Annotated in this window: 9 protein-coding genes; 4 read left to right on the top strand and 5 right to left on the bottom strand. The window is 68.9% G+C overall.

The features are described from left to right. Positions 1-35: 35 nt before the first annotated feature. From NC7_RS10975 to NC7_RS10965, 3 genes are read right to left on the bottom strand one after another with little or no spacing between them, the layout of a single operon-like run. The gene (locus NC7_RS10975; RefSeq protein ID WP_067981554.1) at positions 36-707 is read right to left on the bottom strand and encodes a Type 1 glutamine amidotransferase-like domain-containing protein; all 672 of its coding nucleotides are present in this window, start codon (positions 705-707) and stop codon (positions 36-38) included. Beyond that, positions 707-1,549 carry a maleylpyruvate isomerase family mycothiol-dependent enzyme gene (locus NC7_RS10970; RefSeq protein ID WP_067981553.1) on the bottom strand — a complete coding sequence of 281 codons (843 nt, stop codon included), beginning with the start codon at positions 1,547-1,549 and terminating at the stop codon, positions 707-709. The genes NC7_RS10975 and NC7_RS10970 overlap by 1 nt, the downstream gene beginning before the upstream one ends. Beyond that, positions 1,546-2,043 carry an HIT family protein gene (locus tag NC7_RS10965; RefSeq protein ID WP_236573292.1) on the bottom strand — a complete coding sequence of 166 codons (498 nt, stop codon included), beginning with the start codon at positions 2,041-2,043 and terminating at the stop codon, positions 1,546-1,548. The genes NC7_RS10970 and NC7_RS10965 overlap by 4 nt, the downstream gene beginning before the upstream one ends. Positions 2,044-2,441: 398 nt before the next feature. Between NC7_RS10965 and NC7_RS10960 the strand changes: the two genes are divergently transcribed. From NC7_RS10960 to NC7_RS10945, 4 genes are all read left to right on the top strand, one after another. Continuing rightward, entirely contained in the window at positions 2,442-3,560 is a 1,119-nt protein-coding gene (locus NC7_RS10960; protein WP_067981551.1) for a Re/Si-specific NAD(P)(+) transhydrogenase subunit alpha, read from the top strand. Beyond that, positions 3,560-3,862, top strand: a complete 303-nt coding sequence (locus NC7_RS10955) for an NAD(P) transhydrogenase subunit alpha part 2 (protein WP_056818017.1) — start codon at positions 3,560-3,562, stop codon at positions 3,860-3,862. The genes NC7_RS10960 and NC7_RS10955 overlap by 1 nt, the downstream gene beginning before the upstream one ends. Positions 3,863-3,879: 17 nt before the next feature. Continuing rightward, positions 3,880-5,298, top strand: coding sequence for an NAD(P)(+) transhydrogenase (Re/Si-specific) subunit beta (locus NC7_RS10950; protein ID WP_067981549.1), 1,419 nt, complete (start codon positions 3,880-3,882; stop codon positions 5,296-5,298). Positions 5,299-5,414: 116 nt separating this feature from the next. Beyond that, the gene (locus tag NC7_RS10945; RefSeq protein WP_157101936.1) at positions 5,415-6,143 is read left to right on the top strand and encodes a toxin-antitoxin system YwqK family antitoxin; all 729 of its coding nucleotides are present in this window, start codon (positions 5,415-5,417) and stop codon (positions 6,141-6,143) included. Between the two features lie 52 nt (positions 6,144-6,195). Here the strand turns inward: NC7_RS10945 and NC7_RS10940 are convergent, their stop codons facing one another. Together NC7_RS10940 and NC7_RS10935 are read right to left on the bottom strand one after the other, a co-directional pair. Further along, positions 6,196-7,194 (bottom strand): ABC transporter substrate-binding protein, encoded by a 999-nt coding sequence (locus NC7_RS10940; RefSeq protein ID WP_067981545.1) that lies wholly within the window; start codon positions 7,192-7,194, stop codon positions 6,196-6,198. Positions 7,195-7,229: 35 nt separating this feature from the next. Then, positions 7,230-15,938, bottom strand: a complete 8,709-nt coding sequence (locus tag NC7_RS10935; RefSeq protein WP_067981544.1) for a non-ribosomal peptide synthetase — start codon at positions 15,936-15,938, stop codon at positions 7,230-7,232. Positions 15,939-15,995: the final 57 nt, after the last annotated feature.

Raw genomic sequence — 15,995 nt, 5'->3', positions numbered from 1 at the left:
GCGCGATTCCGCACGACGCGGACCGGGCGGACTGGTCACCTCGGGCCGGACGCCGCATTTCCGGACGACCCGCGCAAGACCTCGGTTCGTTCACCGTCGACCACGACGACATCGTCATCGGTGAGCGCCCAGTGTGGCACCCCTTCTTCCTCGTACCGCGCAAGCATTTTCGCCGACTCGCCGTCCGGATCGGTCGCCGAGTCCAGGTGCACGACCAGCTGCCGATCCACCAGCCCGAGCCCGTCCCAGCGCGGCGCCGTCCCTGTGGCGGGCAGGACCTCGCCCGGGTCGTCCACCGTCTCGAGTCCGTGCAGATCGGGTGTGAGCAGGCAGGCACCGGCGCTGTACCCCGCGTAGGCCACAGCGTCCTCGGACAGTAGTGCTGGCAGCACGGAATCGGCTCCGCTGCGGGCGAATTGGGCGCGCAGCACGAAGGTGTTCCCGCCACGCACCCACACCATCGAGAACTCGCGCAGCCGCCGCTCGAGCTGCGCGGGCTGCCCGACGTAGTCGCGCAGATCCAGCACCTCGGGCGAATAGCCTTGCCTGCGAAGGGGTTCCATGTCGCTGGCGACGGCCGACGACCACGCCGCGGGCCAGGCGTCGCACGCGTTCGGGATCACCGCGACCCTGCCCTTGCCGCCCGCCAGCGTGGCCAGCCGCTCGGCGAAGCCGCCGAACCGATAGGAGGCCAGGAACAACCGCATCAGATGGTGAAGGCCAGATTCTGGACGAGCCGGTCGCCGAGTGCGGCATCGCCTTCGACGACCACCTTGCCCGGGTGCGTCGCCGCCGACTGCCGCCCGCCGCGCAGACGCGCGAAGAGACCGGAATCCAGACGGATCACGGCTGTCGGTTCCCCGTCGGCCGCGGTGAGTACCGAACCGCGTCCGCCCTCCACCGCCAGGTGGACCTGGCGGGTGACCGGACCGGTGAGATCGATCGTGATCCGCGAACCATCCGGCGCCTTGGCGCCTTTCACCACCGCGCGTCCGAGCCCGAGCGTGAGTTCGGTGAACGCCGCCTCCGCTCGCGCGCCGCCCTCATCGATGCTGCGGCCGATCCCGTCGGCGAGGTCGAGTTCGTGCATCCAGCAGTCGAACAGCCGGACCCGCATGAACCGGCCGTAGGCCACCTGCCCGACCGGTGACACCGTCGGCGCCTCCCACGCCTCCTCCGTCATGGCGGCGAGAGCGGCCCGGCGCTGCTCGGTGACCTCGTCGAACAGTGCGAGCAGTCGTTTGCCCGACAGCGGACGTAGCCGGTCGACCCAGATCTCGTTGAGCACGGCGACTTCGTTGCGCACGTGCGGCAGGGTCCGCACGTCGGTCTTGGGGCGCAACGGATCATGGGCGGGTGGGGTGCGGCCGAGCAGCCACGATTCGGTGCCGATCACGTGGGCGACCACGTCGAACAGGGTCCAGCCCGGCAGCGGCGACGGTCGGCGCCAAGCTTTTTCGTCGAGGTCGGCGACCAGCGCGGCGATGGCCTCCCACTGCTGGGCGAGGAGGTCGGTGAGCTGCTCACGCGGCGGTGTCGGTTCGGTCATCCCTGTACTCCTTCTGCTTCGCTCGACGGGCCCGGCCGATCCGGTTGCCGCCCCGGCGTATTCGCCTCGGCGTCGAGCGCGTCGAGGCCCGCCCGGATCGCCGCCGCCGTCGAGGTGGGTTCGTGCGGACGTCGCAGCAGGAACCCCTTGGCGAAACCGAGTTTGTCACCGTGCTTGCGCGGCACCACGTGCAGGTGCACATGGCCGACGGTCTGGAAGGCCGCGGTGCCGTCGTTGATGGCGAGGTTGGCGCCGTCGCTGGCCAGCCCGCCGCGGCGCAGGGCACGGGCCAGATGATGGCCGACGCGGAAGACCCGTGCGCCGAGATCGGGATCGAGATCGTCGAGTTCGGTGGCGTGGGTCTTGGGAATCACGAGGGTGTGGCCCCGGGTGATCGGCCGGATGTCGAGGAACGCGCAGACCGCGTCGTCCTCGTAGACCTTGGTCGCAGGCGCGGCACCGGCCACGATCCGACAGAAGACGCAGTCGTTCACACGGTGCACCCTACGGTGTGGCCGTCGGCGCGCAACAGTCCTTGCATGACACACATCACGTCGGGTCGGGTTGCCGAGCGTCCTACCCGCACTCTCACGTCCAGGTAAGTAGCGGACCTGCGTGTGCGTTCTTGTCCTTGCCTACCTGCGGCTACGAATGTGTAGTCAGGCGCCACCCGGCGCCCGGCGAGCCGAGAAAGTGGCTGTCGCTGCGGAAACAGGTCCGCTCTGTCCGTTTTATGGTCAAGAGTCCAGTTCTCCGCTGTGACGGGCATCTCCGCTAGGCTCACCGCGAGCCGAGTACAGTTGCGAGGATTTCAGTTGAACTTACTGACCGGTAACGTCGGCTGAACCGTTGTTCCCAGGCTCGAAGCCAGCACGAAAAGGAAGTCTGACTAGTGGAGACAACGCAAAACGTTGGCGAGGTTTCGCCACGCGGCGCGCGTGTCGGAGTCGTTCGCGAGTCCGGCGTGGGTGAGCGGCGAGTCGCCCTGGTACCCAAGATCATCCCCACCCTGTCCAAGCAGGGTGTCGAGGTGATCGTGGAAGCCGGTGCGGGCCTCGGCGCGCTCATTCCCGACGCTGCCTATGTAGAGGCCGGTGCGACGATCGGTGATCCGTGGTCGGCCGATGTCGTGGTGAAGGTGGCTCCGCCCAGCGATGCCGAGGTGGCCAAGCTGTCGTCGGGGCAGACGCTGATCGGTTTCCTCGCTCCCCGCAACGCGGAGAACCAGATCGGCGCGCTGAAGGCGGCCGGTGTGCAGGCTTTCGCGGTCGAGGCCATCCCGCGTATCTCGCGCGCGCAGGTGATGGACGCGCTGTCCTCGCAGGCCAATGTGGCCGGGTACAAGGCCGTGCTGCTCGCCGCGTCGGAGTCGACCCGGTTCTTCCCGATGCTCACCACCGCGGCGGGCACCGTGAAGCCCGCGACGGTTCTCGTGCTCGGTGTCGGCGTGGCAGGCCTGCAGGCCCTGGCGACCGCCAAGCGTCTCGGTGGTCGCACCACCGGTTACGACGTGCGTCCCGAGGTCGCCGACCAGGTGCGTTCCGTCGGTGCGCAGTGGCTCGATCTCGGCATCGACGCCGCCGGTGAGGGTGGGTACGCCCGCGAGCTCACCGAGGAGGAGAAGGCCAAGCAGCAGCAGGCGCTGGAAGACGCCATCAAGGGTTTCGACGTGGTCATCACGACCGCGCTCGTGCCGGGTCGCCTGGCGCCGCGTCTGGTGACGGCCGCCGCGGTCGAGGGCATGAAGCCCGGCAGCGTGATCGTCGACCTGGCCGGAGAGACCGGCGGCAACTGCGAGCTCACCGAGCCGGGCGAGATCGTCGTCAAGCACGAGGTGACCATCGCCTCGCCGCTGAACCTGCCCGCCACCATGCCCGAGCACGCGTCGGAGCTGTACTCCAAGAACATCGCCGCGCTGCTGGAACTGATGCTGGTCGACGGCAAGCTCGCGCCTGATTTCGATGATCAGGTGCTGGCCGATTCTTGTGTCACCCGTGAGGTGGAAGCCTGATGTACACCGAACTTCTCGCGAACATCGCGATTCTCGTGCTGTCCGGCTTCGTCGGATTCGCCGTCATCTCGAAGGTCCCCAACACCCTGCACACCCCGCTGATGTCGGGCACCAACGCCATCCACGGCATCGTCGTGCTCGGCGCGCTGGTGACGCTCGGCAATGTGAAGGACCCCTCCCTGCTGGTGCAGGTGATCCTGTTCGTCGCCGTGGTGTTCGGAACGCTGAACGTCATCGGTGGCTTCGTGGTCACCGACCGCATGCTCGGCATGTTCAAGGGTAAGAAGAAGGCGGCCGAGTGATGCACGCAGTCGACAATATGACCTACCTGGTCAACGGCCTCTACATCGTGGCCTTCTCCATGTTCATCTACGGCCTGATGGGGCTCACCGGCCCCAAGACCGCCGTGCGCGGCAACCAGATCGCCGCCGTCGGTATGGCATTGGCCGTCGTCGCCACGTTGATCTCGATCCGGCACACCGAGATGCTGAACTGGATCCTGATCGCCGGTGGTCTGGTCGTCGGTGTGGCGCTGGGTGTTCCGCCCGCCGTGCGCACCAAGATGACCGAGATGCCGCAGCTGGTCGCGGCGTTCAACGGTGTCGGTGGTGGCACCGTCGCGCTCATCGCGTGGACCGAATTCATCGACAGCTCGGGCTTCTCCGCGCTGCACGACGAACCGAACATCCACATCATCATCGGCTCGCTGTTCGCCGCGGTGATCGGCTCGATCTCCTTCTGGGGCTCGATCATCGCCTTCGCGAAACTGCAGGAAATCCTGTCCGGCAAGCCGATCGGCATCGGCAAGCTGCAGCAGCCGCTGAACCTGCTGCTGCTGCTCGGCTCCATCGTGTGTGCCGTGGTGATCGGTCTGGGCGCCAACGACGGTGGCGTGTCGCAACTCTGGATGATCGCGCTGCTGGTGCTGGCCGGTGTGCTCGGCCTGATGGTGGTGCTGCCGATCGGTGGCGCCGATATGCCGGTCGTCATCTCGCTGCTCAACGCCCTCACCGGTCTGTCGGCCGCGGCCGCGGGCTTGGCGCTGAACAACACCGCGATGATCGTGGCGGGCATGATCGTCGGCGCGTCCGGCACCATCCTCACCAACCTGATGGCCAAGGCCATGAACCGGTCGATCCCCGCGATCGTCGCCGGTGGGTTCGGTGGTGGCGGTGGCGCGGCCGCCGCGGGCGGTGGTGAGGCCAAGTCGGCCAAGGCGACCTCCGCCGCCGATGCCGCGATCCAGATGGCCTACGCCAACCAGGTCATCGTGGTGCCCGGTTACGGCATGGCCGTGGCCCAGGCGCAGCACGCGGTGAAGGAAATGGCGTCGCTGCTGGAAGGCAAGGGTGTCGAGGTCAAGTACGCGATCCACCCCGTCGCCGGTCGGATGCCCGGGCACATGAACGTGCTGCTGGCCGAGGCCGAGGTCTCCTACGACGCGATGAAGGAAATGGACGACATCAACGGTGAGTTCAACCGCACCGATGTGGTCCTGGTGATCGGCGCCAACGACGTCACCAACCCCGCCGCCCGCGAGGACCCGTCCAGCCCGATCTACGGCATGCCGGTCCTCAACGTCGACCAGGCCAAGAGCGTCATCGTGCTCAAGCGCTCGATGAACTCCGGCTTCGCAGGCATCGACAACCCGCTGTTCTACGCCGACCACACCTCCATGCTGTTCGGCGACGCCAAGAAGTCCGTCGGTGCGGTCACCGAGGAACTGAAGGCGCTGTAAGACAAGCGATTCACACACGAGAGGCCCCGCCGGTATTGCACCGGCGGGGCCTCTCGCTGTTGTCGGCGAGCGGGTTCGTCGCAGTGTTCGCGACGCACTTCTGCCAGGGTATGGCTGTGGCGGATTTCGATGACTATCTGATCGACCGCGATGATCCGGGGGTGGTGATCGATGGGGAGACCGGGCGATTGTCGTACCGGGGTGTGCCGTTCACCGGGTTTGTCGAGGTCGGGTCGGTGGGTGGGCCGCGTGAATTCTGGAGCTATATCGACGGTGACAGGGACGGCACCTGGACCGGGTGGTATCCCGACGGTGTCGAACGGTATGACGGAATGTTCACAGCGAACCGTCCGCACGGGGTGTGGAATGAGCGGTATCCGTCGGGCCGTCTGCGTCGTGTCGACCGGTACGACTTCGATGACGGGCTGGAGTCGTCGGTGGTCTATGACGAGGACGGACAGATCATCGAGATCTGGGACGAGTTGACGCGCAAGGGAATTCCGCGTGATGCGGTCGACATGAGCGATCCGCTGTTGTCGATCGACAGTGGGTACGGTCGCGCCGAATACGACGGTGTTCTGTTCAGCGGTTCGGTGATCGAGCGGATCGGGGCGAGCGGTCCGATCGTCGCGCTGGAGACCTATGTGGATGGACGGCGCGACGGACCGACCCGCAGTTGGTATTTCAGTGGTGGGATGCGAAGTTCTGGGGAGTACTCCGCCGGTCGCGCGGTCGGGCTCTGGGTGGAATACGCCCAGGACGGAAAGCTGGTCAGCGAGACAGTGTTGTCGCCCGGCGGTGGCATCGTCTCGCGACGGGTGTGCGATGGGCGGGAGCTGCGGTGAAATGCGAACCACCCCGCCTGCTGGATTGCGAGCGGGGTGGTCGGCAATCAGCTCACTTGAAGGTGTCGGCCAGCAGGTCGAGGGTGGCCATGGACTGGCGGTAGTCCGGGCGCTTGCTGGCTGCGGGGAGTTCGTAGACCTGGTTCTTCTGGAACGCGGGGAGCATGGCCAGGGCCGGGTCCTGTTTCAGGGCGGGGATGTTGCGGCCGCCGTCGAGCAGGATCACGAACAGGACCGGGGCGTCGGCGACGGTGCTCAGCAGTTCGGGGCTGAAGGTGACCCAGTCGCCCGCCTGGGTGCGGGGCGGGTTGCCTGCCTTGGCCTCGATCTTGTCGTCGATGGTGAAGCCGACATCGGCGAGGAGGTTGGACAGCGGGGTGCCTGGAGCGAGCAGGATGGGCTTGCCGTCGGCCTGGGACTGCATCACCGAGGTCGCGCCCTGGGGGATCTTCAGCTTGGCCTTCACCTCCGCGACCCGGTCCTTGTAGGCGGTGATCATGGGCTCGACCTTGTCGGGGCGGTTCACGAAGTCCGCGACCGTCTTCAGCTGGTCCTGCCAGTTGGCGAGATCCGAGGGGACGAGGGCGGTCGGCGCGACGGCGCTGAGCTTGTCGTAGTTCTTGATGGTCTGCAGGCCGGGGAAGCCGGGGCCGCCGCCGATGATGAGGTCGGGTCGCTGGGCGGCGATGAACTCCAGGTTGAGATCGTCACCGGAGGGGACCGCCTCGGTGCCCTGCTCGTTCGCGTCGGCGGCCCAGGCCGGGGGGAACTCGCCGGGAGCGAGGGTGACGCCGAGAATGCGCGGGTCCGCGGCCTTGACGTTGGCATCGAGGTCGTAGAGGAATCCGGCGAGGGCGCCGTTGAGCACCACGATGCGCTGCGGGTCGGCGGGCACGGTGATCTGACCCTTGGCGGTTTCCACCTGGCGCGTTCCGGCGTCGGCCGGTTCTTCGGAGGTGGAGGTGCCGCAGCCGACGGCCGTCGCGGTGACCGCGACGATCAGGAGTGCGACGGCGGCACGCATGCGGGCCGTCATTCGGTGCGCTGACATAGGAGTTGTTCCTTCTTTCTATCCAGGTGGAAAGTTCAGGTGCGGATCGCGGGATCCGCGTCGATGAGCGCGGCGACTTCGATCCAGCCGGTCGGCATCGCGATCTCGTTGTGGGTGTAGGGCAGTCGTCGGACCACCAGCCGTGCGCCCGCCGCCTGCCAGCCGGTGAGCTGGGCGTGCACGCGCTCGGGTTCGAGGCCGTTGTCCGCGCAGTACAGGGCCATCGGGCCGCTGTAGGAAGGGGATTCGGACTCGGTGACCATGCGCAGCAGCTCGGTCGCGGCCTGAGTCACCACCGATGCCAATTCGATGGGGTACTCAGTGATTTCGGGTACCAGGGTGGCCATTCCGGAAGGATCCGCCAGGGTCGCGGCGGCCCGTTCGGTCAGGTTCGACAGCGGGTGTGAGTCGAGCAGGCCCACATAGGCGACCTGCTCGCCCTCGGCTTCGAGGATGGCGGCCATCGCGTGGGCCAGGTTGCCGCCCAGTGAGTAACCGAGGAAGTGGTACGGGCCGTGCGGCTGGATGCGGCGGACGGCGGCCAGGTAGTACCGCGCCAGGTCGTCGAGTGTGCGGGTCCGGGTGGTCGGCTCGGTGAGGTGGGGCATCTGCAGGCCGATGACGGGTCGTTCGGCGCGCAGCAGTCTGGCCAGCGGCGCGTATTTCCAGGCGGTGCCGCCGATCTGGTGGATACAGAACAGCGGTGCCACCGAGCCCTCGGCGCGCAGTTCCAGTACCGGATCGAGGCGGCGGCCCAGACCGGCGAGGCCGTCCTTCGTCGGGGTGGCCGGGTCGGCCGTGCCGATGCGGGCCGCGAGTGCGCGGGGCGTCGGGGCGCTGAAGACATCATCGAGGACTACGGGCAGGTTCGCGCGGGTGAGTCGGCCGACCAGTCGCACGGCGAGCAGAGAGTGGCCGCCCTTGTCGAAGAAGTCGTCGTCGGCGCCGATCTCGGCGACCGAGAGGACAGCGGCCATCGCCGCGCGGATGGTGTCGAGTGGTCCGTCGACATCCTGTGCCACGGTCGCGTGGTCGTCGGCGACGCCGAGGTGGCCGGTGGCGACGTCGGGAGTGGCCGTGGTGGCGGTCGGCGTGTGGATGCGGCCGTCCGGGGTGTGTGACTCCGGTGCGGGCAGCGCGCGTCGATCGATCTTCTCGGTCGCTGTACGGGGGATGTGCTCCAGAACGACAATCGCGGCGGGGATCATATACGCGGGCAGCGTGTTTCGCAGCTGCTCGCGGACCGTATCGGTGTCCGGTGTGATCGCGGACTTCGCCACGAGGTAGGCGACCAGGCGCTGATCGCCCGGTGCGTCCTCCCGAAGCTGTACCACCGCATGGGCGACGCCGGGGCACGCGAGCAAGGCTGCTTCGATATCGCCCAGTTCGATGCGCTGGCCGCGCAACTTCACCTGGCTGTCGGTGCGGCCGATGTACTCGAGTTCGCCGTCGGCGTTCAGTTTCACCAGATCGCCTGTGCGGTACACCCTTTCGCCGCTGCCGAACGGGTCGGCGACGAAGGCGGCGACGGTGAGGTCGGGGCGGGCCAGGTAGCCGCGCGCCAATCGACTGCCGGTCATGTAGAGCTCGCCGACGGTGCCCTCGGGGACCGGCCGCAGGTGGTCGTCGAGGATCCGGATGGCGTCGGCCGGGGCACCGACCGGCACCGACGTAGTGTCGGCGTCGACGGTCTTGTGGAAGGTGAACCCGATCGCGGCCTCGGTGGGGCCGTAGAAGTTGTACACCGCGGTGCCGGTGAGCGCGCGCATCCGCTGCGCCGTCGCCGGTGGCAGCACCTCACCGCCGGTCAGGACGCAGCGCAGGTCCGCGCACCCGGAGAGGTCGGCCTCCTCGGCGAGCACCGTGAGCATGGAGGTGGTCATCCACATCGCGGTCACCCGCTCCGCGCTCATGAGTTGTGCCTGGTAGTAGGGGTCGCGGTGGCCACCGGGACGCGTCAGCACGATTCGGGCGCCGACGTGCAGCGGCAGGAACATCTCCATGAGCGAGGCGTCGAAGATCGGCGGGGTCCGGTAGAGCATGGTGTCGCCCGGACCGAACCCGACTTCGCGTTGCAGCCAGTCGAAGGTGGAGATGATCGCCGCGTGCGACAGGCTGACACCCTTGGGCGTGCCGGTCGAGCCCGAGGTGAACAGCAGGCAGGCGGTGTTGGTGGAGCGCAGCGGGGCGAGCCGGTCGGCATCGGTGAGCGGAGTATCGGCGAACCCGTGCTGCTCGCGGTCGTCGGCCGAGGGGAGGCCCGCCTCATCGAGCGAGCGCAGAATCATCGCGGGAGAGGCGGTGTCGAGGATCTGCTGGATCCGCTGTGCGGGCTGCTCCGGGTCCACCGGCAGGTAGACGCCACCGGCCCGGCAGATCGCGTGTGCCGCGACGACCGAATCGACAGTGCGTGGCATGGCCACGGCCACCACGGTCTCGGGACCTACGCCGCGCGAGATGAGCCACCGCGCAAGGCGATTGGCCCTGGCGTCGAATTCGCCGAAGTCGATGGTGGCACCCTCAGCCGTGATCGCCGGGGCGGCTGGATCGACCGGGACGCCCCATTCGGCCAGCGTCGTACCAGTGGGGCGGGGCCGTGCTGCCGATTCGACGATCGGCCCGGCACTGGTCTCCTTCGCCGGGGCGGCGGCCGTCGCGCCCGCTGGTTGCGGTGCGCTGATGGCGTCCGGGGTGGCTGCGGCGGCGTCGATCGGCCGACCGGGGAAGGGCTCGAGGAACTGGCTCGGCGCGGTCTGCGGTGTGGCGGCCACGGCGGTCAGGATCGCCGTGATCCGGTCGGCGATGTTGCGCAGGACGGTTTCGGGGACGGCTGCGCGGTCGTACCAGATGACCAGCGTCAGCTGGTCGCCCGGCGGCGCGATCAGGGTCAGCGGGTAGTGGGTGTTGCCGTGGTTGTGGAAGTCGCCGAGCCGCAGGTCGTGCGAGTCTGGTTGTCCCGAACCGGAATTCGGGAAGTTCTCGAAGGCGACCAGGGTGTCGAAGAGAGTGCCGAGCCCCGCGACGCGTTCGATCTCGGCGAGGCTCGCGTAGTCGAACTCCTGCATGGCGAACTGGTTTTCCTGCAGGTCGGCCCACTGATCGAGCAGCGGGCGAGCCGGTGCGATGCGACAGCGGACCGGCACCGTGTTGGCGAACAGGCCGACCATGCCCGCCACGCCCGGAAGTTCGGCGGGGCGACCGGAGACCGTCGCGCCGAACACGACATCGGTGCGGCCGGTGAGTGCGGCGAGCACCAGCGCCCACGTGCCCTGCACCAGGGTGTTCATCGTGAGCGCGCGGCGGCGGCCCAGCTCGGCCAGCTCGGTGGCGAGCGCTGTGGGCAACGGAACGTGCCACTGCCGGACGTCCCGCGCAAGGGTCGCGTCGGCCGGTTGTTCGGCCCCCTCGCCCGCGCGGTCAGCGGCACGGGAGGGCATTTCGTCGCGGATCAGGGTTGGCTTTTCGAGCCCCGTCAGCCGCTGCGACCAGGCGGCGCGGACAGCCTGATGGTCGCGGGTGTCGAGCCAGGTCAGGTAGTCGCTGTACGCGGGGGCCGGGGGGAGGTCGTCACCGTGGTAGGTGGCCAGGACCTCGCGCAGCACGATCGGGGTCGACCATCCGTCGATCACCAGGTGATGGGTGTTGAGGACCAGGCGATGCGCGTCGTCGGGCAGACGGACCAGGGTGGCGCGCAACATCGGCGACCGGTCGACAGCGAACCGGTGCCGGATCGCCTCGGCTTCGATCCGGTCGGCGGCGGCGTACGCGGTGTGCGACGGCAGATCGGCGAGATCGACTTCACGCCAAGGCATTCCGACCGCCCTCGGCACCGCCTGCACCGGCTGATCCAAGCCCTCGTAGTGGAAGGCCGCGGCCATGGTGGGGTGTCGGCCGACGACGGTGTCGAAGGCCGCCGACAACCGGTGCCCGTCCAGCGGTCCGTGCAGGTCGACGCGGGCACTGAGCGTGTAGACGTCGTCGGCGCCGTCGCGAATCGCGTGGAACAGCAACCCTTCCTGCAACGGTGACAGCGGTAGCAGGTGCGCCAGTGGACCGTGGGTGCGCTCGAGCGCGTCGATGGTCTCCTGCCCGACGGTCACCCCGGGGCTGTCCGACGGAGTGAGCCCGCCGGGATACAGCCTCGCGTGCGCGGCGAACGCCGCGAGCGCGAGTTCGAAGTGCCGCTGGATCTCTACTACCTGATCGGCGTCGAGAATCCGGCTCGCGGCGGTCCATTCCACGGCCAGGCGCGGCCCACCGGCCTGTGCGGATTCGTGGACGAAGACATTGAGCGACAGCACCTCGGTGAGTGTCTTCTCCGGTGGTTCCGTCACCGCGAACGCGTCGTGTGCGGGCAGGCTCCAACCAGGTGCCCCGCCGCCACCGAACCGGCCGAGGTAGTTGAGCAGGACCTCCGGGGCGCGGCGGTCGGCGAATCGTGGCGAGGTCTCGGGGTCGAGCCTGCACAGCACGCCGTAACCGACCCCGTTCCCGGGCACAGCGCGCTTGGCCTCTTTGACCGCGCGCAACAACCGGCCCGCCGCCGCGCCGCCGGACAGCGCCTCGGTGAGCCCGGCCGGGTCGTCGATGCCGGTCGCGGGCGTCCACACCGGGAACTCGCTGGTGAACCAGCCGACGGTGCCCGCGAAATCGGTGTCGGGACGCAGTGCTTCGCGTCCGTGTCCCTCGACGGCGACCGGTCGGCCCGATTCGAGCACCTCGCCGCGCTCGTGCCGCCAGGCGTTGAGCGCCAGCATGAGGGCGGCGAGCAAGACCTCGTCGGTCTTCGCTCGGTAGGCGGTCGGCAGTGTTGTGAGGAAGGCGTCGGTGACCGCTGGTGTGACGAAAGTCCGTGTCTGTTCCGCGCTCTCGACGAGATCGACAGCGGGATCGAGTCCCCGTTCCCCGAGCGTCGCGACACTCGCGTCGCCGAGCGCGCGCTCCCAGTGCGCCAGCTCCGAGCGGAATTCACCCGCACCACCGGACTCGGCGAGCAACGTGGCGTACCGCCGCCACGAACTCCCCTTCGCGGGCAGTCGCGCCGGACGTGAATCCCGTGCGGCCGAGCACGCCTCGTGCAGCTCGGGTACCAGGATCCGCCACGACACACCGTCGACCACCAGGTGATTGGCGACGAGCACCAACCGATCGGCGCCGCCGGGCCCGGTGCGCACCAGTGCCGCGCGGATCTGCACACCCTCGGTGGGCGCCAGTTCCCCGGCCAGCGCCGTCGCGACCGAGTCGAGAGCTGGTTCGGGCCGCTGGTTCGCGTCGGCGACGATCTCGCTGACGAGGGCGGCCGCGCGCACGGTGCCCACCGCGGCGACCTCGAGTCCGGCGCCGGATCGGTCGAGGACGAGGCGGAGGGCGTCGTGACGGTCGAGGAGGGTCTGCAGGCCGGACGTGAGGTCGTCGAGGGTGAGACCCTCGTGGAGAGTGAGGGCTGTCCACTGGGTGTAACCGGCGATCGTGCTCGAACCGGTGTTCGCGGCGAGCAGGGCTGCCACCATGGGTGTGGCCGGTACGGGCCCGGTCGGTTCGTCCTGGGTGGGGGTGTCGGTCCGCGCCGCCGCGGTCTGGGCGGTGGCGGCGATGGTGGCCAGATCACGTTGGGCGAGAAGGGTTTTCGGCTGGACATCCCAGCCGATGGCGCGTAGGCGGCTGCTCACGCCGATGGCGGTGATGCTGTCACCGCCGAGGCCGAAGAAGTCGTCGGTGGCGTCGACCCGCGTCAGTCCGAGGACCTCGGCGACGACTCCGCACAGTGCCCGTTCCCGCTCGGTACGCGCAGGGCGTCCCGTCGAGGTGAGCTGGGGTGCTGGCAGGGCCGCGCGGTCGAGTTTGCCGTTGACGGTGGTCGGCAGCGCGTCGAGGATCACCAGCGCCGAGGGGACGAGGTGGTCGGGGACCAGGGCCGTCAGCCGGTGACGGAGCTGGTCGGCGTCGAGGGTGCGACCGGTTTCGGGGACGAGGTAGCCGACCAGGCGGGTGCTGTCGCCGGACTTGCGGATGGTCGCGGCCGCCGCGGCCACGCCAGGGAGCGCACCGAGACAGGCTTCGACCTCGCCCAGTTCCACGCGGTAGCCACGCACCTTGATCTGGGAATCGGCGCGCCCGAGATAGTCGTACCCATGGCCGGGAAGCCGACGAGCCCGGTCGCCGGTGCGGTACATGCGCTCACCGGCGGCGAACGGATCGGCGACGAATCGTTCCGCCGTCACCACCATGCGGCCGAGGTAGCCGCGCGCCAATTGCGGTCCCGCCAGGTACAACTCGCCGATCTCACCGTCCGGGACCGGTTGCAGCGCGCCGTCGAGCAGGTAGGCGCGGGTGCCCGCGAGCGGGTCGCCGACATGCGGCACCGCGCCGGTCACCGGCGCGCTCAAGGCGTCGACGGTGGCCTCGGTGGGGCCGTACATGTTGCGCGCCACCACCTTCGACGCGACGATCGTGGACCACAGTGCGGGCGGTGTCGCCTCCCCACCGAGCAGCAGCAGCTCGGGGCGGTGCGCGCTGCCGAGCAGCCCGTTGTCGATCAGGGCGGTCGCCATCGACGGGGTGGTGTCGACGACATCGATGCGATCGGCTTGCAACGCGGCGATCTGCGCGGCCGCGTCCTTCTGGACATCGCTGCCGTACAGGTGGATTCGATGCCCACACCACAGCCACAGCAGCTGGTCCAGTGCCGCGTCGAACGCGAAGGAGTAGGTGTGCGCGACATGCAGTTGCCGCCCACCCACCCGGGCGGCGGTATCGGCATAGACGGTGGCGCGGTGATGATGCAGCAGCTGGGCCATGGCGCCGCAGGAGATCTGCACACCCTTCGGCTTGCCGGTGGAGCCCGAGGTGTACACCACGTAGGCCAGGTGTCCGGCCGAGCGCGGCGCGGCGAGTTCGGCTGCTGCCAGTGGGTCGCTCGGCAACTCGGTGATCGCTGCCCGAATCGCACTGTCCGACAGTTGCAGCAGGTCAGCGGGGGCAGTATCGCCGCTCACGGCCGACGCGAGGTGATCCGCGACCACCTCGTCGGTCAGGATCAGCGCCGGTGTGGCGTCGTCGATGATGTCGGCCAGGCGCTGGGCGGGGTGGCTGGTGTCGAGCATGAGGAAGGCCGCGCCCGCGTGCCGCACGGCGAGCAGCGCGATCACCAGGTCCACCGAGCGGGGGAGGGCGATGCCGACGATGTCCTCGGGGCCGACGCCCCGTCCACGCAGGTATCGCGCCAACTGGTGCACCCGCGCACCGAGATCCTCAGCAGTGAGTCGTCGGTCGCCGTGGACGAGCACGAGGTCGTCGGGCCGGGCCGCGACCATGCGGTCGAAGACTTCGACGACGTCGTCGGGACGACCGGGCAGGTCGGCACCGGCGTGCGCCCCGGCGCCGCGCGCCGCGACCTCGGCCGGGTACAGGGTGATCGCACCGATGGGCTTGTCGGCGTCGACCAGCTCGGTGATGAGCGTGACCAGCGCGTCCATCCGGCGCCGCGCCGTCGCGGCGTCCAGGGACCGCGCGTCGACCTCGAAGCCGAGCTGGATGCGGTCCTGCGACAGCGGCGTGACGGTCAGGCCGAGGTCCTCGGGTGGTCCACCGGCCACATTGCGCAGAGTGCCCGTGGCACCGTCGAAATCGAGGGCGAAGTCGAAGGCCTTGAGGTTGACCCCGATGCCGTGCAGCAGTGCTCCGGTCTTGGCGCCACCGAATTCGCGGGCCAGGTCCTCACCGCGAAAACGCTGATGGGCGCGCATCTCTCGCAGTGCGTCGGCCACCCGCTTGCCCAGTTCGCCCAGGCGGTCCTGGCCGAACACCGAAACCCGCAGCGGCAGAACGTTGACCGCCATCGACGGGGTGGTGAGCGCGGTCTTGCCGACCCGCGCCATCACCGGCAGCGCGATGACCACATCGGTCTCACCGAGCAATCGGTGTACGAAACCCGCGTACCCGGCGACGAGCACGTCGGCCCAGGTGATACCGGCCGCGGTGGCCGCCGTTTTGACACGAGCCATCAGGTCGGCGTCCAGGACGGCGCGCACCTCGTGGGTCTGCTCGACCACGCCCTCGGGCGCCCGTCCGCGACCGTCCAGCGGAGGTAGCGGGGTGAGCCGGTCGCGCCAGTACTCGCGGTCGTGCCGATGTGCCTGGCTCTCCCGGTATTCGAGGTCCTCGGCCACGAGTGTCTCGATCGAGCCCCACCGCAACCGCGGCGGTTCGGTGCCTCGGCGCAGCGCGGTGTAGTGGGCCGCGACCCGCCGTGACACCATGGCGGCGCTGTAGCCGTCGATGATCAGGTGGTGGTAGAGCTGGACGCACCACACGTCGTTGTCGGTGAGCCGCAGCAGTGTGTAGGTGTAGAGCTGCCGGTCGACCATCTCCCGGCACACGGTCGCGGCACGTTCCCGTTCGGCGGCGACGAGCCGGTGCGCCGCGGCGACCGGGTCGGCCTCACCACGCAGGTCGACGAGCGGGCGCAGTTCCGGCGCGGAGTCGGTGATCCGCTGACGTGGCCCGGTGGCTGTCTCGCTGAAACGCAGGCGCATCGTGTCGGTTTCGGCGATCGTGCGGCGGATCGCGGTGTCGAGCACCGGCAGATCGATCGGCTCGGTGCCCGAGATCTCGAGCACCTCGCCCACCAGATAACTGAGCGACTCGGGGTCGAGGCGCTGGGCGTTCCAGATACCCGATTGCGCCCCGGTGAGCGGTAATCCGGGATGTTCGGCGCTCACGTCGTCCCGTTCCACCGAGCCCACAGCAACTCCTTCATCAATGTCGTGCACCCATGCGGCTGCCGGACTCGGGACGAGTCC

Origin of the sequence: Nocardia caishijiensis NBRC 108228, from assembly GCF_001612825.1 — a bacterium.
Classification (GTDB): Bacteria; Actinomycetota; Actinomycetes; order Mycobacteriales; family Mycobacteriaceae; genus Nocardia; species Nocardia caishijiensis.
The sequence above is the reverse complement of the archived record's forward strand: the minus strand, read 5'-3'. Positions and strand labels throughout refer to the sequence as shown.